We start from the raw sequence: 17528 nt of genomic DNA on the forward strand, positions 1-17528 counted from the left end.
GGAACAACCGCGTGAGGTTGTCTACCACCACCATACAGGGGCGGGTAGCTCCCCCGTCCAGGGCGCGGCGCCAAGTTCCACAATCTACAGCACCTATTTACAGCAGTGAGGTGTCACCGTCCATGCTCACACGGATGCGCGTACCCACCCCACCGCCAGGGTTCTCCGCCAGCCACTGCTCGGGCGCCGCCTCAATCACCACGCTACCGCCGGACGCCGCCACACGCTGAGCCATACCCGTCAGGCCGTTACCGCGCGCATCGCCCACACCCACACCGTTATCGAGGATGTCCAGGCCGGTTGCGCTCAGACGCACTCGCGCCGCGTTCGCGCCCGAGTGGCGCACCATGTTCGTGACCGCCTCACGCAGAACCCAGGAGAACAGCTTCGCGTTCACACCGGCCACCGCGAGCGCGTTCTGAGCTTCCGGCAGTTCGGCGCGAATACCGGCGGTCTGCAGGGCACGACCCGCACCCTCAATCTCACCCGAGAAGTCGGGCACGCGCAGGCGCGTCACGGTTGAACGAACCTCCGCCAGGGATGCGCGGGACAGCTGCGCGATAGCCTCCATCTCGGCGCCGGCGCGGGCGGGGTCAATCTCCAGCAGGCGCTGGGCCAGCTCCGCTTTGAGGGTGATGACGGTCAGGGAGTGTCCGAGCACGTCGTGCACGTCGCGGGCAATCTCTTCACGTTCCTCGGAGAGCGCCAGGGAGGCACGCGCCACGTCCGCGCGTTCGCCCAGCTCAATCAGGTAGGAGAAGCCCAGCATGCCCACCATCGGCGCACCAATAAAGAGGGCCATACCACCGCGCGCGGTGACATCAAAGCCGATGCTCGCCATAAAAATTAGCCAGCAGGCCAGGGCAATCGTCGCCGCTACGCCCAAGCGCAGGCGGTACGGGGCGATTGTGCCAAAAATCCAGAACGCCACAAAGTACATGCTGAACGACAAGAACACCATATACGCCGATTCCAACCGCAGCGCCGTCAGGCCAGCCACAGGCAGCGCCATCAGTAGCGTCCAGATGACGCTTCGACGCACCGTGGAGGCGACCGGCACCAGCCACGGCACCGCGTACGCCGAGCAGTTCACCACCGCAAACAGTGCCACCAGCGCCACACCGGCCCAGCGCACCGGCCCCAACTCCGGGGTGGTGAGGAAGCTGTCCAGCGGCATGAGCAGAAACACCAGCCACGGGGCGCTAAAGCCCAGCGCCAGCCAGTTCACGTTGCCGCGGCGTTCACGGTAGAGGAAGCGGAAGCGGTGCTTGCCCAGGGTGCGCTTCGCGGCGGAGGGTGCCGCCTCGTTCTCCGTGTGGGGGTGTTCGTTCTCGTAGGAATGGGTATGGGTGTGGGTTTCGGTCATGGTTCTAGCCTAACGTGCGAGTGCCGCGGGTGCAGATGCCACCGGTGCGGCGGTGTCAGTAGCGGCAGTGTTAGTAGGAGCAGTGTGAGTGGATACGGCTTCCGCCGCAGCCTCGGGAGCCCCCGATACTACGGAACCCTTGAGACTGCGGCGGGAAGAATCATTTAGCGGCGGGTTGCGCGGCGCATCAGCAGGGCAGAAACACCCAGGAAGATAGCCGCCCACACTGCCAGGCTCACCACGGCGTACCAGAGCGGCTCGGTGACGAACCAGTTCTCACCGCCCGAAATAATGGTCTGACCTGCACTGAAGGGGTAGCGGGCAATCTCGGCGGCACCGTACAGCGGGGTGAAGCGTGCGTACTTCAGCAGGTCGGTGCTCAATGGGGAGAACACGGTACCGAAGAAGCTCATAATCACCAGCAGACCGTTCGCAATGGACACGGCGTTCTCGTTACGAATCAGCAGACCCATCATGATGCCGTAGAAGGCGAACACCAGACCGCACAGCACCGTCAGCGCGCCGGCTGCAAGCTGCTGGTTCACGGGGATTTCAACACCGGTGAACATGCCCACAATGTTCACCGCAATCACCGGCACCGCAGAAATCACCAGGGCGGTCAGCGCCTTCGCGCCCAGGTACTTGCCGGTGGTCAGCGGGGTCAGCGCCAGCTGGCGGTTCCAGCCGCTGGAGAGCTCGGTGACGGTGCTGCCGCTAATCGCCACGGTGTTCTGAACCGCACCGTAGAGCGCCATGCCAATCATGACGTAGGCCGCTACGTTGCCGTCGCCCATCGGCTGGGACGAGTAGTCCTGCATCGCGCCGAAGAGCAGGAAGAAGACGATGGGCAGTGCCACGCCGAAGAAGAAACGGTCGGTCGAGAGGATAGAAGCGCGGATGTCGTAGAGTGCGTAGCGGAGCATGATGTTTTCCTTGAGGTGTGTAGCGGCGGCGTAGCGTTTAGATGGTGTGGTGTTTAGGCGGTCTGATGTTTAGGCGTCGGATGCCTTGGAGGCGGCGGCCTGCTCGGTCAGCAGGGTGAAGGACTCGTCCAGGGAGGGCTTGGTGACCTCCAGGTCGCTGATGCTGTAGTTGTTCAGCAGAGTGCGCAGTACCTGCTCAATCTCCAGCACGGAGATGCGGTGGCGGTACCCTCCGGACTCTTCGGTCACCTCGACCGGCACATCCAGGTCGGTGATGGGTGCGGTTGCGAGGAAGGAAAGGTGGCGGTGGCCGGTCAGGGCGCGAATCTCATCGGAGGAGCCGTCAGCGATGATGGAGCCGGATTCCATGAGCACGATACGCTGGGCGAAGTTCTGTGCTTCTTCCAGGTAGTGCGTCGCAAAAAGAATGGTCGTTCCTCGTTCTGCGATGGCTTCCATACGCTCCCAGAAGGTGCGGCGCGCATTCACGTCCATGCCGGCGGTCGGCTCGTCCAGGATCAGCAGTTCCGGCGAGTGCATGGTCGCCAGGGCGTAACGCAAACGCTGCTGCTGACCGCCCGAGCACTTGCCAACCTTACGCTTGGCGATATCGGTCAGATCGGCGCCGGCGAGTACCTCATCCACGTCAATGGGCTTGGGGTACAGCGCCGCAATCATCTCGACCGTAGCGCGGATCGTGAGGTCCTTGAGCAGGCCACCGGTCTGCTGCACCGCACCGAGCAGACCGGCGCGTGCCGCCTCGGAGGCGTTGCGACCGAAGACGCTCAACTCGCCGCCGCTGGGCTGGGTCAGACCAAGAATCATGTCGATGAGGGTGGTCTTGCCTGCACCGTTGGGGCCGAGCAGGGCGATGATTTCGCCGCGCTTGACGGTCAGGTCAATCGAGTTGACGGCTACGACTTTACCGGCGGCGCGGGTGGTGAAAACCTGGCTGAGGGAGCGGGCGGAAATGACGGTTTCTGCGGTGCTGGGCTTGCTGTTCTGAAGTGCTGCGGTGTTCATGTTTCTATTACACCGCCGGTTTTCGCGCCGCTGCGGTACAGAGTGTCATGACCTGCACATGACAAATGTCATGAGTTCGCGGAGGGGCTGTTACGACGCGGTAATTTCAGTAGCGGAGGCGGTCACGCGCAGCGGGGGCTCCGTCCTCAAGGCGCCGGTGTCAATCGTTGTTGGGGCGCCGCGGTGGGGGCACTCCCCCACGAGCGGAAACTGCGAAGCTGCGGAGGCGGTCACGCGCAGCGGGGGCTCCGTCCTCGAAGCGCCCCCAGGCGCTGAAGAGGGGGCACTCCCCCGCGTAGCGTGACCGCGAAGCTGCACAAGCGTCTCTACCCGTGCATCCTCAGGCGCGAAAGACCCCGCATAGCGTGACCGTGAAGCTGCGTAGCTACCCTACCCATGTATCCCGCACAGCAGATACAAAAATCCCCGTATCCGCTCCCAAGCGGGAGAAGATACGGGGATTAATAAGTTCTTGAGCAAGCCTTTAGCGGTTGGGCTTAGCGCCGCGGCCACCGAGCTGACGGCCCACGTTCTCGTCGTTCTTCAGGGCGGAACGCAGCTCCTTCGGCAGGGAGAAGAGAATGTCTTCCTTCGCGGTCTCCACCTCTTCAATGGTGGTGTAACCGTACTCGGCCAGCAGAGCCAGCACCTCCTGAACCAGCACCTCGGGCACCGACGCGCCGGAGGTCAGGCCCACGGTCGCCACGCCCTCGAACCAGGACTCGTCCACCTGGTGCGCGAAGTCCACGCGCTCGGCGCGCTTCGCACCGTACTCGAGGGCAACTTCCTTCAGTCGCACGGAGTTCGAAGAGTTCGCTGAACCCACCACGATCACCAGGTCGGCGCGCGGAGCGATCTCCTTGATGGCGCCCTGGCGGTTGGAGGTTGCGTAGCAGATGTCATCCGAGGGCGGGTCCTGCAGGGAGGGGAAACGCTCACGCAGACGCGCCACGGTCTCCAGGGTCTCGTCCACCGACAGGGTGGTCTGGGAAATCCACACGACCTTCTCGGGGTCGCGGACGGTCACCTGATCCACCTCATCGGGCGAGTTCACAATCTGGATGTGCTCGGGCGCCTCGCCGGCGGTACCCTCGACCTCTTCGTGGCCGGTGTGGCCGATGAGCAGAATGTCGTAGTCCTGCTTGGCGAAGCGCACAGCCTCGCGGTGCACCTTGTTCACCAGCGGGCAGGTCGCATCAATCGTGTTCAGCGAGCGCTCGCCGGCAGCAGAAACCACCGCGGGGGACACGCCGTGGGCGGAGAAAACGGTCACGGAGCCTTCGGGAACCTCGTCCACCTCATCCACGAAGATGGCGCCCTGCTTCTCGAGGGTCTCCACCACGTGGCGGTTGTGCACAATCTGCTTGCGCACGTACACGGGCGCGCCGTAGTGCTCCAGCGCCTTCTCAACGGCAATCACGGCGCGGTCAACGCCGGCGCAGTAACCACGGGGAGTGGCCAGCAGGACTTTCTTCTCGCCGTTCACGGGCGCGGCGGCTTCGATGTCGGCGCGGCTGCGACGTTCGCGAGGAACGGGCGGCAGGCCCAGGGCAATAGTTTCAGTGGACATGGTTACTATCCTAGGTTATTCGGACTTCTAGTGTGTGATGACTGTGGCATCGCTCGCAGTGGCGCGGCCCAGGTGGACCAGGTGCACGAGAATCCCCACCAGCAACAGGATGACCGCCGCGGCGAGACCGTAGCTTGCCGCAGCTCCCAGGTGGGACGTCGCCAAGGGCCGGGTTACGTTCCACGCCCCATCGATAAACGCGGTTCCGGCGGCGCTACGGCTGGTAATCCCCAGGGAGGCGGGGGTCTGGGCCCCCAGCCAGGAGGCGGCGCCCCAGCAGGACAGGGCGTACAGCAGGGCGGAGAGGGCCGGCACCAGCACGCGGCGGCGAGGCGCAACCAGGACGGCTACGAAGAGCAGAACTGCCGCCAGAACAATCAGGGTTCCGGTGGCCTGCCCAATTGCGGCGACGCGTTTAATCGCCGAGTGGACCACCCAATCGCTATCCTGCGTTGCGCTCCCCTGGGCCGCGCCGTCCCGGACCCTGTCAATGTTCAGGGTTTCGGGGCCGAGCTTCGTCAGGTCCGGGTCGAAGGGGCCGATCGAGCCGACCTTCTCGTCCAGGGCCCGGTAGAAGGGCGTGAGCACGATAACGGCGGGCCCGTCGTGGCTCAGGTTGTACCGCCGAGTCTCTTCCGCGATCTCGCGCCAGAGGCTCCGGTATTCGTCAGTTTTTGAGAGCTCACCGGCGGCTCGGTTGAGCATGGAGCGGATCCCATCTTCGGTGGGCTTCACCAGAATGGAGTATAGGCCGCTTGCTTTGGTTCCGTCGAGGAAGGTTGTCATAGCTTCGCTCTTCATGAGGTCTTCGACCGCGCCGTCAGCGATGCGGGTGGCCAGCTGCTGGTCGCTGGCCAGGTTCGCTGAAATCTCCGAAAAGCCGGTCTCGGAGGCGATATTTGCCCTCACCCAGGCGCCGCCCGTGGCGCCCAGGGCGCACAGCACCGAGAGCAGGCTCAACAGGAGGGCAATAACCGTACGCAAACCCGCCGCAACGGGTGCGTGCGCGGGAGGGGCCGCCGCGGACTGTGCGGCGGGGCTCGGCAAGCCGCCGGCCGGATAGCCCGATGCCGGCATCGCGCGCGTGGGCTGCAGGAGCGAGGTCTCTTCCTCGTCCAGGTTGCGGGTGGCGTTGTGATGATCTGGTGAACGCATGAGCCTAGCGTACCGCCTCAACCTTAAGGTCACGAGGCGACTCGATGAGAATGTGCCATCAGCTGAGGGATTCGCCGGCTCCCCGTTCCGCTCGCCCGGAGCCCGTCACCGTTCGGCGGGCAGAAATTCGGCGTATCGGCGACAATAGGAACATGAACTTCTACAACCCCTCCGCAGCACGGCCGACGCTCGTGGTGCCGCCCGTGCACGAGCGGCAGCTTCCCGCGAAATCGCAGGAAACCACCGCCACCAACCCCTGGCCGCTGGCTTTGCTCGCGCAGAACCTCAAAAACTATGTGGACAAGGTTCCCGAGCTGTGGGTTGAGGCGCAGGTCGCCTCGCTCAACGGCCGCGGAGGCAACGTCTTCATGGAGCTCAAGGACGTTCAGGAGGATTTTTCCTTCACCCTCGCGCTCTTCGGCCGCGCCGGTAGCGGCCTCGCCGCCGACGTGACCGTGGGCTCGCGCATCGTTACCCGCGCCAAGCCGAGCCTGTGGAAGAACGGTAAGCTCTCCCTCATCGGCAAGGAGGTGTACGCGGTCGGCACCGGCAACCTGCACGAGCAGCTACAGCGTCTGCGTGAGCAGCTTGCCACCGAGGGGCTGTTCGCCGACACCCGCAAGAAGCCGCTGCCCATGCTTCCCAACCGCGTGGGCCTGATTACCGGTCGCGACTCCGATGCTGAGAAGGACGTCATCCGCAACGCCTCCCTGCGCTGGCCCGGCGTGTCCTTCGAGGTGCGCAACACCCGCGTGCAGGGTGAGGGTGCGGCTCAGGAGGTCATCGCCGCGCTCGCGGAGCTGGATGCCCACCCCGAGGTGGACGTCATCGTCATCGCCCGAGGCGGCGGCTCCTTCGAGGACCTGCTCCCCTTCTCTGAAGAATCCCTCATCCGAGCCGTCGCGGCTGCCGTCACCCCGGTGGTCTCGGCGATTGGCCACGAGGCGGACTCCCCCATCCTCGATGCGGTGGCCGATTTGCGCGCCTCCACGCCCACGGATGCGGGCAAGCGCATCGTGCCCGATATCTCCGAGGAGGCGGCCCGCATCGCCGAGGCCCGAGCCCGCCTGGACCGCGCGGTACTCGGCTATGTGGGCATGCAGATGAGCTACATCGCGCAGCTGCGGAGCCGCCCGGTGTTCACCCATCCCGATTCGGCGCTGCTCATGCGTGCCGACGAGGTGAATCGCCTGCGCGAACGCGCCCTGCGGGCCACCGAGCACCGCATCGAGCGAGAGTCGGGAACGTTGGAACACACGATTGCGCGCGTGCGGTCCCTCTCCCCCGCCCAGACCCTCAGCCGCGGCTATTCCATCGTTCAGAATTCTGCGGGCGCTATTGTGCGTGACGCCTCGGTGCTGCACGAGGGCGAGCAGATTACGGTGCGCGCGGCGACCGGTTCGGCGCAGGCGGCCGTGATCTCCACGAATCCCTCGAACATCTCCTAAACCTCGATACCCCTAAGTTTCACCCCCAGTTTTTACCCCTGAAAGGTTCCTCAATGAGCGAGAACATTAGCTTCAACAGCGCCGAGCTGGGCGCACCCGTCGAAACCCTCGGCTACGAGCAGGCCCGCGCCGAGCTGGAGCAGGTCGTGCGTCAGCTGGAGTCCGGCACCAGCGATCTGGAAACCTCTATTGCCCTGTGGGAACGCGGCGAGGCCCTGGCCGCCCGCTGCGAGGCGTGGCTGAAGGGCGCGCAGGAGCGCCTGAACGCGGTGCGCGGCGAGCAGGGCGGTCAGGAACCCACGGCCAACTAGCGCGCCCCTCCCCGGCTTGTCCGGCTAGCTATAGCGACTAACTACAAACGGCCTGCCCCGCAGCTCATCAGAACTGCGGGGCAGGCCGTTTATATTCCGGTAGGGTTCGCTAAGCGGCCGGCGAGATATCCCTCGCTAGTGCTTCTGCTTGTAGTCGGCCATGAAGTTACCCAGACGCTCCAGGGCGCTGGTGAGGGTCTGCGTATCGGGCAGGTACACCAGGCGGAAGTGGTCGGGGTCCTTCCAGTTGAAGGCGCGGCCGTGGCTGAAGAGAATCTTCTGGCTCTTGAGCAGGTCGAGAGCGAACTGCTCGTCATCGGTAATGTCGAAGCGCTCAATATCAATCTTCGGGAACAGGTACAGCGCACCGTCGGCGGGGGTGCAGCTGATGCCGTCAATCTCGTTGAGCATCTTGTGGGCCAGGGTGCGCTGCTCGTACAGGCGGCCGCCAGGAGCAACCAGCTCGTTGATGGACTGGTAGCCGCCAAGCGCTGTCTGGATTGCGTGCTGTGCCGGGACGTTGGAGCACAGGCGCATGGAGGCGAGCAGGTGGATGCCCTCGAGGTAGCTTGCGGCGTCCTTCTTCGGGCCGGTGATTGCGACCCAACCCGCACGGTAACCGCACACGCGGTAGGCCTTAGACAGGCCGGAGAAGGTCAGGCAGAGCACGTCGTCGCCGGTGAGGGTTGCCATGTTGATGGCTTCAGCACCGTCGTAGGTGATCTTTTCGTAAATCTCGTCGGAGAACACGACCAGACCGTGCTCGCGAGCCAAATCCACGATCTGCTTCAGAATCGAGCGCGGGTAGACGGCACCGGTCGGGTTATTCGGGTTAATCACCACGATGCCCTTGGTGCGCTCGGTAATCTTCGACTTAATGTCTTCGATGTCGGGGTACCAGTTGTTTTCCTCGTCGCAGAGGTAGTGCACGGGCTTGCCGCCCACCAGCGCGGTGGATGCGGTCCACAGCGGGTAGTCGGGCATGGGGACCAGGATTTCGTCGCCGGTCTCGCATAGTGCCTGCAGGGTCATCGGGATCAGCTCAGACACACCGTTACCCAAGTAGATAGACTCGGTGTCCAGGTTCATGATGCCGTGGTTCTGGTAGTGCTGCACAATGGCGGTACGTGCGGAGTACAGGCCGTGGGAATCGGAGTAGCCCTGGGTTTCGGGCAGGTGACGAATAATATCCATCATGATCGCGTCCGGCGCCTCAAAACCGAAGGGGGCCGGGTTACCGATGTTCAGCTTAAGGATGCGGTAGCCCATCGCTTCCATGCGGTTCGCCTCATCCAGAATCGGTCCGCGAATATCGTAGTGGACGTTGTTCAGTCGGGAGGACTGGCGGTACTTCGTCATGATGATTTACTTTCTAGGGTGATCCAAAATGAATTGCGCTGCGTCGTCATCGGCGATGGGGTTGGATCCGCTGGTGAGCTGCAGCAGGAACGAGAGGTTACCCGTGTCTAATGTAGATGATACGCGGTTAACCGCGTTGCGAGCGCTATCTGGCAGGGTGCGACGAATAATCGGCACCAATTGTTGTTGCAACATGGCACTGGAGGGGTCCTCCAGCACGACCAGGCGGTTGTCGTCGATGGCCGGGTTCACGCTGTGCAGCAGGGTCACCTGCACGCTGTCGTCGGTGAGGGCACGCACGCGCTCGGCGGGGTCATTCTGCTGCGTGACGGCGCGGGCCGTGAAGCGGTAGAGGCTGCGCAACGACTCAATGCCGTAGGTCCCGACCGAGTAGCTATCGGGAATGGAGAAGCCCAGGGTGGATTGCACATCGCGCAGGCCGACCAGCGAGGTGAGCTTGTAGCGGGCGCTGACGGCGCGGGTGGTGACCAGCACATCCTTGTTGGTGGCGCTGGCGCCGTTCAGCAGGTTCAGCCCCTCGGGTAGGATGCGCGAGATGGCGTTAGTCATGTCGGTGGTGGTCATGGCGCGCAGATTGATGGGATCCGCCGAACGGGTCGCGGAGGCGCTGGCCGTCGGGTCGGCCGAGGAATCCGCGGAAGGGCTTGCGGTGCCGGAGGCCTCTCCGGTCGCTCCGCTACCGGAGGCCGTATCGCTCGGGGTGGGGCTCTGCGTAGGAGCCGGGGGCAGGGTCACGCCGGCGGCGGCCGCGGAGGCGGTCACCGAGGCCGCCACGCGCTCGTTCTGTACGGCGGCGGGGCTGAGCTTGCCATCATCGGTCAGGTAGAGCAGCAGGTCGCCGCTGTAGTCGATGACGATATCCAGCGGGTCAACGTCCTGGGCTTCGACGGAGGCGGCCCCGCGGTCCACGGGTAGCGCCTCGTAGGCGGCGGTGGCTTCGGCCTCGCTCACCTCGGGGGTGGTCGATTCGGTTCCGGTGCTTTCCTGGCGTCCCGAGGGCGCGAGGAGAGCGCGCAGGGCCAGGCTGCGGCTGTGGCCCGTTTCAACCAATTCGACGGTGTAGCCGACCCTCCGCAGGGCCTGAGCATACACGTGGGCCACGGCGTGTATTTCGCGCAGGGCACCGTAGCCGATGCGCAGGGTGCCGTAGGTGGGGGCGGAGGGGTCGACCTGCGGCATCGCGTCGTGGGTGGCGCAGGCGACCAGTAGCGGGGCAAGCGCCGCGGAGCCCAGCAGGGCGCGGCGGGTTAGGGTGCGGCGGGTCATGAGGTGAGCTTCCTAGCGTTCTCATCGGCGAGAAATTCGCGGTATTCTCGGGCCCAGCTTGCGGCGTTGGTGTACCCCATCATGGAGGCCACCTCGTCGATGAGCGTGCCGTAGCGAATCGTGTCGAGCTCGGCGATGGGCACCCAGCGCGCGGTGTCGGAGGAGCCGTTCACCTCGTGGCGCAGTTCGCCGGTGACGATGTGGGCACGGAAAACCACCCGCAGGGCGCAGAAGGGTAGCGCCTCCGGGTCTTTTTGAGCCTGAGCCGAGCGCACGGGGAAATGACCGGCGTGCACGCCCAGGATGTCCTCAATAGCGACGCTGTATCCGGTCTCTTCGAGGGTCTCGCGCAGCGCCGTTTCGTCGGCCTGTTCGCCAGGTTCCATGCCGCCGCCGGGCAGCGACCAGAGGGGGCTGAGGTTCCGGTCTTCGGGCACCCAGTGGGTCATGAGCAGCTTACCCTGCTCGATGATGACCGCGTAGGCCGCGGGTCGGGTTTCCATTGATAATGCCATGGTTCGATTTTACCGCCTAGCGCTTCTTGCCCCGGCGCGCCGAGGCCGCCTTGGAGGTCTGGCGGGCGTGCTGTCGGGCGTTGCCGTTTTTCTTGGCGTTGGCGCGCTTCTTATCGCGTGCCTCGCGGCGTGCGTTAGCGGCGCGGGCCTTCGCCTTGGCCTTGGCCTTTTCCGCGGCAACGCGTTCGGCGCGTGCCTGGCGAGTTTCGGTGCCGCGGTCACTGCTGGCGGTACGCCCGCGCACGATGCCGATAAAGTCCTGCAGGAGAGCCTCGAGCTCCTCGGGGCGCGGCTCCCCCTTGGGCGCGCGCGGCCAGACCAGGTGCACCGGGTAGGTGTCCAGATCGGGCACAGGGCGGTAGGTGAGGTCCTTGCGGTGGTAGAAACGCGCGATGGACATGGGCACGATGTACAGGCCCACGCCGGCGGCCACCAAATCGATAGTCTCCTGGTCATTCAACCCCTCGGGCACAATGCGGCCGGAGCTTTCACGCCAGGAGCGGGAAACCTCCTCGTAGGCGGGAATATCGGAGGCGGGCTGAAGCAGGAACTCCTCGGCCAGTTCGGCCACGGGCACTTCGTCGAGCACGGTGAGAACGTGGTCCGTCGGCAGGATGACCACGGGCAGCTCCTCGTAAAGGCGGATGCTGTGGTACTTCTCGCCGTCGGTGCTGGCCGGCTCGCGGTAGGGGCGCAGGATGCTCATGTGGGCGAAGGGGTTCTCGGGAACCTCCACTCGCTCGATAGGTGCGGGCTCTGCGTTTTCTGCGGGGCTTGCCGTTTCGGAGCCTTCCGCAGACTCCGGGTCGATCAGCTGCAGGTTCTGGTGAAGGGAGTCCAGTCCGCGCGCCTCGCGCACGGGCACCTCGGCCAGGGGCACGCGGTCGCCGTAGCGTTCGTGCCAGCGGTTGAACCACTTGCCGGGCATAATGCCGGGCACGTAGCTCACGCGCAGGGCCGAGCGCTGCAGAACCGGCACGGGTAGAGCCTCCGGGGTCTGAATCGTGGCCAGCTGCTCGGGGTGCAGGTACACGCGGGTGGGAGCCTCGGAGGGCGCTTCGGCGCTGGCCGCCTCAAGGGGTGCCGTCTGCTCTGCATGATTCTCGCGGTGCTCTGCGGGAGCTGCGAGAGGCTGCTCGGGGGTGCCTGCGGTGGAGGTGTCGGTTGAACTCATCCCTCCACGCTAACACATTCGTCTGGCGAAACTAGTCGCGCTGGGTGAGGGTCCGAGGCTAAGCGTCGGTGTCGTTGAGGTTCTCGGCCGCGCGGTCTAGGCGCTTCTCGCGCACCGCAGAGATGATAACCGCCCCGGCCACCACAAAGGCCAGGGCTACGGGGAACATCCAGGGTTCCAGGCCCAGGGCGGCGAGAATGGCAAAACCAATCGTGGTGTAGATGCCGGCCCACATGAGGGTGCCAACCAGCATTGCGGGAATCCAGCGGCGTAGGGGCATGCGGGTAAAGCCGGTGGTGACGATGACTGCGGTCTGAAAACCCACGGTCAGAAAGCACAGGGGCACGGCGATAACGCCCCATCGGTTAATGAAGGCGCGGGCCTTGCGGTAGAGGGGACGTTCCATTGCCTCGCGGATGCGGTGGAGGCGCGCGCTCCCCTTCGCGGCCAGGGCCGCCACCCAGTAGACCAGGCTGGTGCGGACGATTCCCACAATCCACATGAAGAGTAGGGCAACCTCAATCGGTAGAGAGTTAATCCATTCTTTCACCCGGCTATTCTCTCACGAACAGATTCGCCAGTCCTCCCCGAGCGCGAATATGCCTATTCCGTGACACGCATCGGGGATGAGCCTCGCGAAGCTCAGACGAGTGCCCAAGGGCGATTCGGCGAGCAACGTTTTCCGACGGTGTATACCTTTCTGATATGGCCCAACGAGCTTCGAGCGGCCTCCCGAAAATTTTTTTAAAGATTTTTATGCACCCTCGATGCCTCGCTCTTCCCAGCAATGGCGCGGATTTTATTTAGGGCAACCTTAGTTTAGTGACAGACCGTCGCTATTTTCAGTTTGTGCACCCTCTCGAATTAGGTTATATTTTTATTACCGAATGGGGCTGGCCTTGTGGGAAGGCCTCCCCGATCGGTCTAGAAGACTTTCTTCCTGTGTGTGATGCTGGAAAGGGAGCCCCATTGACGGGGCTCCCTTTCTTTTTTGTCTCCGCTACTCCCCCGCCGAATAATCACGGTGATACGCCGCCGAATACGCAGAATGTCCCGAAGGACTCTATCCTTCGGGACATTCGTTCATGGGAGCATCAAGGCAATGCACGCAACCGGCGGTATCCCGCAGGTTCCTGCCCAGTTACTTCTTGGAGTTCTTCTCGTCGTTCTCGCGGTGCAGGGCGCTCAGAGGCTTGGGCAACTGCACGGGGTTCCAGGTGTTGCTGACCGCCTCAAACGAGGAACCACCACCGGGATGACGGCTTCCCGCGCGACGGGATGCGCCGAGCGACGAACCAGGCTGGGTTGCGGGGTTGTTCAACGAGGCGATATCCAGGGCGTCGAACTCAGAATCGTCCAGAACGTCCGGCAGGGGGATCTCCTCCGGAATCGGTGCGGGCGCCGGCTGAGGTGCCTGACGCACCGGGGAACCGTCGCGCAGGGCCGGACGCGGCTGACCCTGGTTCGACTGGTTCGGGCGCGCCGTCTGCGGAGCCTGCTGAGCCGCAGGGCGCTCCTGCGAAGTGGCGGCCGGGCGAGGTGCGGAGAACTCGGTCGACACACGCGGCGCGGGCTCGCGAGCGGGGGCAGCCTGGTGCACAGCCGACTGCTCCGCGGAGTCGGCCCGGGGAGCAACGCGCGGGGTCTGCTGAGAGGCCGTATGCTGAGGCGCCGCCTGCGGAACCTGCTGTGCGGGGTGGGGCTGAGCGGATTGCACGGGCTGCGTGTGCTGAGCCGCTACCGCTCGCTCGGCCGAAGGCTGGGGTTCAGCAGCTCGAGGTGCGGGCTGAGGGGTCGCCCCACCACCGCTCTCCTGATCGAAGAGCACGCTACCGCGGCGGATAGGCTGGAATCGGCTCGGGCGCTGGGGGCGGCGCTGCGGATGCTGTGCGTGGCGCGAAGCCGCGGGACGGCCCTCTGCTCGTCGGTGGGCCGGCGCCTCCTGCACAGAATCGACATTCTCAGCGGCACGGGACTCATGTACTCGAGACTCATGCACTCGGGGCTCGGGTGTACGGGGTTCAGCGTCACGACGCTCGGCTGCAGGCACCGAAGTCTTCGGGGACGAAGCCTCAGTGGAACCCTCACGTCGGACGGGCTGTGCGACGGGAGACTTGGGGGCGGGAGCCGGCGCGGGGTGAGCCTCAGCAGCCGAAGCAGACTCTTCGGCTTCACGGTCAAGCTGCTCATCATCGAAGTCGACCTCGGAGCGCTCGTCTTCGTCATCGTCGCCCTCGCGGTGAGCGAGACGCTGGCTCAAGGTATCTGCCAGGCCAAAGCGGCCTGCGGCCCCGGCCAGGCCACCCAGCACGGCGAAAATCACGAACCATGCCCAGGAGAACAGACCAAAGAGGGCCAGAAGCAGGCACAGCACGGCGGCAACGCCTGCTCCGGCGGCGACCAGGTAAGCCACACCAGAGGGGGTTGAAGTATCGAGGGAGGAGAGCAGGGACTGCTTGGGCTCTTCCACCACGGGAATCTCATCCGTGTACGGGGCCACCGGGGAGGAATCACGAATCTGCGAAATGGACGCCGTCTGCGGTGCCGCGCCGTCCCCCACCGCGTGCGAGGAGGAAGAGGAACGCGGAAGAGCAGAAGAGGGCAGGGGGGTACCCGGCGCCACGGCGTGATCAGAAGACTGATAGGCTTCCGATTCATTCAGCAGCACGCCGGCGGAGGCGAGAATATCCTCAGCGGTGCGTTCGGCGCTAATCAGGGGTCGTTCGGGCTCAACCGTGTGGCCGGCGGGCGCGCGACGCAGGCTCCTGGGCACAAACCACAGCAGCAAAATCACGGTCAGAATTACCAATACACCCGAGGTGTTCAACAACGTCATGTTAGGTCGCCCTCTATCGTCCCTAAATCCCTAGACTTTAATCATACCCTTATATTCCCATTTCTTTCCATAAAAGGTAGAAATGGGATGGATGAGCGCATATACCCCGGACGGCATACACAACGTTATGCGCAATATCGCGCGCATATTAGTCACTCCGTCTCCCCAACGGACGGAACGACCAAATAAATTGAGGAAGGCGCCCCCGCTCGGCAAGCCGACAAGGAACGCCTCCCTCAGCGTATCAGGTGATTGATACCCCGTAACCGGGGTGGTGTTACGAAAGAACGGCCTTAGCAGTTCTCGGCCACAAATTCCTTCAGCCAGACGCGCAGGTCATCGCCGAACTCGGGACGCTCGGAAGCAAGAATCACGTTAGCCTTCAGGTAGGAGAGCTTATCGCCGGTGTCGAAACGGCGGCCGGAGAAGACCACGCCGTAGACGCCCTCGCCCTCACCGTCACCCTGAGCCAGGGTCTGCAGGGCGTCGGTCAGCTGAATCTCGTTGCCGCGGCCCGGAGCGGTATTCTCCAGAACCTCGAACACCTTCGGGCTCAGAACGTAACGGCCAATCACCGCGTAGTTCGAGGGAGCCTCATCAGCTGCAGGCTTCTCCACCAGACCGGTAATCTTGACGAAGCCATCTTCGCCCTCAACGGTCTCAATGGCGGCAGCGCCATAAGCCGAGATTGCCTCGCGGGGAACCTCCATCAGAGCGACGACGGAACCGCCGGTACGCTCCTGAACCTCCACCATACGAGAGAGCAGGTCTTCCTTCTCATCAATCAGGTCGTCACCGAGCAGAACGGCGAAAGCCTCGTCACCCACGTGGCGCTTTGCACGCAACACGGCGTGGCCCAGACCCTTCGGGTCACCCTGACGCACGTAATGCAGGTCGCCGCCAAGCTCGTTGGTCTCAAGAACCGAAGCCAGCAGAGCATCCTTACCCTGCTCGGCGAGCTGACGCTCCAGAACGGGAACACGGTCGAAGTGATCCTCAAGAGCGCGCTTGTTGCGACCGGTAATCATCAGAACATCGTGCAGGCCGGCACGAACAGCTTCCTCCACCACGTACTGAATCGCGGGGCGATCAACGACGGGGAGCATTTCCTTCGGGGTGGCCTTCGTGGCGGGCAGGAATCGGGTGCCCAAACCGGCGGCAGGAATAACCGCCTTAGTAACAGACTTAATTTCAGTAGCCATGCCACAAGAATACCCTAAGTTGTAAAGTACTTAGGTCGAATCGATGAAACTATGACGTGAAAAATCCCTAACGTGATGAACTGCATACAGGCTCGTGCAGATACCGAAAATATCAAAAGATCGGCACGCCGCTCTTTCTTTAAATCGTCCTATACTAAGGGAAGTGTGCCCCTTCACAAATCTCCACCATTCGCGAGATTTGGGGCCTACGCCGCGAGTCTGTACCTCACGTCCAAGACACCGCTCACCCCGCAACGACGATGGGACCCCCATGCACTTCAACACCGCAGTAGCCACCAGCACCTCCGATTCGGGCGCCAGCGCCGAGGATATCTCCCTGGATAAGAACATCCTCCGCTCGCAGATTCGTCCCCGACGCCTCATCGCTCGCAGCGAGCGTGGGCCCGCCGGACAGCGGCGAGTGCAGGACCTCTTCACCGAGAATATTCTGCGCGAGGTGCGGGAGCGTCTGCACTCCCCCGGCACGGTTGCCGCGTACCTGCCCACGCCTTCGGAACCTCCCATCACCGAGGCACTTACCCGCCTGCACGAGGCCGGACACCGCATCATCGTGCCGGTCGTCCGTCCCCGTCGAACCCTCGCCTGGGTTGAGTGGGATCCCACCATTGACCACCCCTGCAGCCCCATGGGAATCCCCGAACCCGAGGGCGAAGAACGCGACGTACAGGCATTCGTCGAGGCCGATGTGCGCCTCATCCCCGCCCTCGCCTACGATGCGACCGGGCATCGCCTCGGCCAGGGAGGCGGTTACTACGACCGAATCATCCCCCTGCTGAGCGAGGAACAACTGCGTGAGAAGACCCTCGGCATCGTCTTCGCCGAGGAAATCTACGAAACCGTCCCCTACGACCGCTGGGACAGTATCCTGCCGGTTATTCTGACCGAAGAAGGAACCTACCGCCCGGCAGAACGCACCGCGCAGAACCCCTCATAACGAATACGCCGCGTTACTTTTAGTCGTGGGAAGAAAACAAAATACCCCTCACGATTCAAAAGCGGTACACTCAAACCACGCAATTAACCGTAATCAACGAAATATCAATGGGCGAAGGAAGTTATGCCGGTTTACGTTTACCAGTGTAAGAATTGCAATCACGTATTTGAACAGCGCCAGTCCTTTAGCGACGATGCCCTGCGCGTCTGCCCCCAGTGCGGTCAGGAGACCCTGCGCAAGCGCTACAACACCGTGGGCATTACCTTCAAGGGCTCCGGCTTCTACAGCACCGATAAGAACTCAAACTAATAAGAATTCAAACCAGCTGTCGCAGAACGCGACGGATGGATAGCGCCGACCGGCTCGGCGTTCGATAACACGCTAGGGCGGCGGGTACCGAACAG

General features: G+C 63.6%; 16 protein-coding genes. 4 read left to right on the forward strand and 12 right to left on the reverse strand.

The features are described 5' to 3' along the window. Positions 1-97: 97 nt before the first annotated feature. The 5 genes from HMPREF2874_RS07200 to HMPREF2874_RS07220 form a co-directional block, all read right to left on the reverse strand. On the reverse strand, positions 98-1366 hold the full coding sequence (locus tag HMPREF2874_RS07200) for a sensor histidine kinase (RefSeq protein ID WP_070649762.1): 1269 nt from the start codon (positions 1364-1366) through the stop codon (positions 98-100). Positions 1367-1530: 164 nt separating this feature from the next. After that, positions 1531-2289 (reverse strand): ABC transporter permease, encoded by a 759-nt coding sequence (locus HMPREF2874_RS07205; protein WP_070649764.1) that lies wholly within the window; start codon positions 2287-2289, stop codon positions 1531-1533. Between the two features lie 69 nt (positions 2290-2358). Continuing rightward, entirely contained in the window at positions 2359-3312 is a 954-nt protein-coding gene (locus tag HMPREF2874_RS07210; protein ID WP_070649766.1) for an ABC transporter ATP-binding protein, read from the reverse strand. Between the two features lie 484 nt (positions 3313-3796). Then, the gene (locus HMPREF2874_RS07215) at positions 3797-4882 is read right to left on the reverse strand and encodes a 4-hydroxy-3-methylbut-2-enyl diphosphate reductase (protein WP_049332024.1); all 1086 of its coding nucleotides are present in this window, start codon (positions 4880-4882) and stop codon (positions 3797-3799) included. A gap of 27 nt (positions 4883-4909) precedes the next feature. After that, entirely contained in the window at positions 4910-6037 is a 1128-nt protein-coding gene (locus HMPREF2874_RS07220; protein WP_070649768.1) for a dehydrogenase, read from the reverse strand. A gap of 152 nt (positions 6038-6189) precedes the next feature. On the opposite strand from HMPREF2874_RS07220, the gene xseA reads away from it, so the two are divergent. Further along, positions 6190-7485 carry an exodeoxyribonuclease VII large subunit gene (gene xseA, locus HMPREF2874_RS07225; RefSeq protein ID WP_070649770.1) on the forward strand — a complete coding sequence of 432 codons (1296 nt, stop codon included), beginning with the start codon at positions 6190-6192 and terminating at the stop codon, positions 7483-7485. 53 nt (positions 7486-7538) lie between these two features. Beyond that, positions 7539-7796: an exodeoxyribonuclease VII small subunit gene (locus HMPREF2874_RS07230; RefSeq protein WP_070483711.1), complete on the forward strand. Its 258-nt coding sequence runs from the start codon at positions 7539-7541 to the stop codon at positions 7794-7796. 135 nt (positions 7797-7931) lie between these two features. On the opposite strand, the gene HMPREF2874_RS07235 is transcribed toward HMPREF2874_RS07230, so the two are convergent. From HMPREF2874_RS07235 to galU, 7 genes are all read right to left on the reverse strand, one after another. Beyond that, positions 7932-9155 (reverse strand): pyridoxal phosphate-dependent aminotransferase, encoded by a 1224-nt coding sequence (locus HMPREF2874_RS07235; RefSeq protein ID WP_070649772.1) that lies wholly within the window; start codon positions 9153-9155, stop codon positions 7932-7934. A gap of 6 nt (positions 9156-9161) precedes the next feature. Next, positions 9162-10442, reverse strand: coding sequence for a glycine betaine ABC transporter substrate-binding protein (locus HMPREF2874_RS07240; RefSeq protein WP_070649774.1), 1281 nt, complete (start codon positions 10440-10442; stop codon positions 9162-9164). Then, positions 10439-10945: an NUDIX domain-containing protein gene (locus HMPREF2874_RS07245; protein WP_049332014.1), complete on the reverse strand. Its 507-nt coding sequence runs from the start codon at positions 10943-10945 to the stop codon at positions 10439-10441. The genes HMPREF2874_RS07240 and HMPREF2874_RS07245 overlap by 4 nt, the downstream gene beginning before the upstream one ends. 28 nt (positions 10946-10973) lie before the next feature. Beyond that, complete coding sequence (locus HMPREF2874_RS07250) at positions 10974-12131, reverse strand: LysR substrate-binding domain-containing protein (RefSeq protein WP_070649776.1); 1158 nt, start codon at positions 12129-12131, stop codon at positions 10974-10976. Between the two features lie 58 nt (positions 12132-12189). Continuing rightward, positions 12190-12681 carry a DedA family protein gene (locus tag HMPREF2874_RS07255; protein ID WP_070649779.1) on the reverse strand — a complete coding sequence of 164 codons (492 nt, stop codon included), beginning with the start codon at positions 12679-12681 and terminating at the stop codon, positions 12190-12192. 591 nt (positions 12682-13272) lie between these two features. After that, positions 13273-14967, reverse strand: a complete 1695-nt coding sequence (locus HMPREF2874_RS07260; RefSeq protein WP_070649781.1) for a hypothetical protein — start codon at positions 14965-14967, stop codon at positions 13273-13275. A 293-nt stretch (positions 14968-15260) separates the two neighbouring features. Then, on the reverse strand, positions 15261-16169 hold the full coding sequence (gene galU / locus HMPREF2874_RS07265; protein WP_070649783.1) for a UTP--glucose-1-phosphate uridylyltransferase GalU: 909 nt from the start codon (positions 16167-16169) through the stop codon (positions 15261-15263). Between the two features lie 271 nt (positions 16170-16440). Between galU and HMPREF2874_RS07270 the strand changes: the two genes are divergently transcribed. Further along, positions 16441-17124, forward strand: a complete 684-nt coding sequence (locus HMPREF2874_RS07270) for a 5-formyltetrahydrofolate cyclo-ligase (RefSeq protein WP_070649785.1) — start codon at positions 16441-16443, stop codon at positions 17122-17124. A 123-nt stretch (positions 17125-17247) separates the two neighbouring features. Further along, the gene (locus tag HMPREF2874_RS07275; RefSeq protein ID WP_049332007.1) at positions 17248-17433 is read left to right on the forward strand and encodes an FmdB family zinc ribbon protein; all 186 of its coding nucleotides are present in this window, start codon (positions 17248-17250) and stop codon (positions 17431-17433) included. Positions 17434-17528 lie beyond the last annotated feature (95 nt).

The organism is Rothia sp. HMSC068F09, assembly GCF_001812775.1.
Lineage (GTDB): Bacteria > Actinomycetota > Actinomycetes > Actinomycetales > Micrococcaceae > Rothia > Rothia mucilaginosa_A.

Bases quoted from the DNA above. Each gene is read 5' to 3' on its own strand.
- HMPREF2874_RS07215 (WP_049332024.1), bottom strand. From the start codon at position 4,882: ATGTCCACTGAAACTATTGCCCTGGGCCTGCCGCCCGTTCCTCGCGAA.
- HMPREF2874_RS07205 (WP_070649764.1), bottom strand. From the start codon at position 2,289: ATGCTCCGCTACGCACTCTACGACATCCGCGCTTCTATCCTCTCGACC.
- HMPREF2874_RS07240 (WP_070649774.1), bottom strand. From the start codon at position 10,442: ATGACCCGCCGCACCCTAACCCGCCGCGCCCTGCTGGGCTCCGCGGCG.
- HMPREF2874_RS07275 (WP_049332007.1), top strand. From the start codon at position 17,248: ATGCCGGTTTACGTTTACCAGTGTAAGAATTGCAATCACGTATTTGAA.
- HMPREF2874_RS07235 (WP_070649772.1), bottom strand. From the start codon at position 9,155: ATGACGAAGTACCGCCAGTCCTCCCGACTGAACAACGTCCACTACGAT.
- galU (WP_070649783.1), bottom strand. From the start codon at position 16,169: ATGGCTACTGAAATTAAGTCTGTTACTAAGGCGGTTATTCCTGCCGCC.
- HMPREF2874_RS07230 (WP_070483711.1), top strand. From the start codon at position 7,539: ATGAGCGAGAACATTAGCTTCAACAGCGCCGAGCTGGGCGCACCCGTC.
- HMPREF2874_RS07200 (WP_070649762.1), bottom strand. From the start codon at position 1,366: ATGACCGAAACCCACACCCATACCCATTCCTACGAGAACGAACACCCC.
- HMPREF2874_RS07270 (WP_070649785.1), top strand. From the start codon at position 16,441: ATGCACTTCAACACCGCAGTAGCCACCAGCACCTCCGATTCGGGCGCC.
- HMPREF2874_RS07250 (WP_070649776.1), bottom strand. From the start codon at position 12,131: ATGAGTTCAACCGACACCTCCACCGCAGGCACCCCCGAGCAGCCTCTC.
- HMPREF2874_RS07220 (WP_070649768.1), bottom strand. From the start codon at position 6,037: ATGCGTTCACCAGATCATCACAACGCCACCCGCAACCTGGACGAGGAA.
- xseA (WP_070649770.1), top strand. From the start codon at position 6,190: ATGAACTTCTACAACCCCTCCGCAGCACGGCCGACGCTCGTGGTGCCG.
- HMPREF2874_RS07260 (WP_070649781.1), bottom strand. From the start codon at position 14,967: ATGACGTTGTTGAACACCTCGGGTGTATTGGTAATTCTGACCGTGATT.
- HMPREF2874_RS07210 (WP_070649766.1), bottom strand. From the start codon at position 3,312: ATGAACACCGCAGCACTTCAGAACAGCAAGCCCAGCACCGCAGAAACC.
- HMPREF2874_RS07245 (WP_049332014.1), bottom strand. From the start codon at position 10,945: ATGGAAACCCGACCCGCGGCCTACGCGGTCATCATCGAGCAGGGTAAG.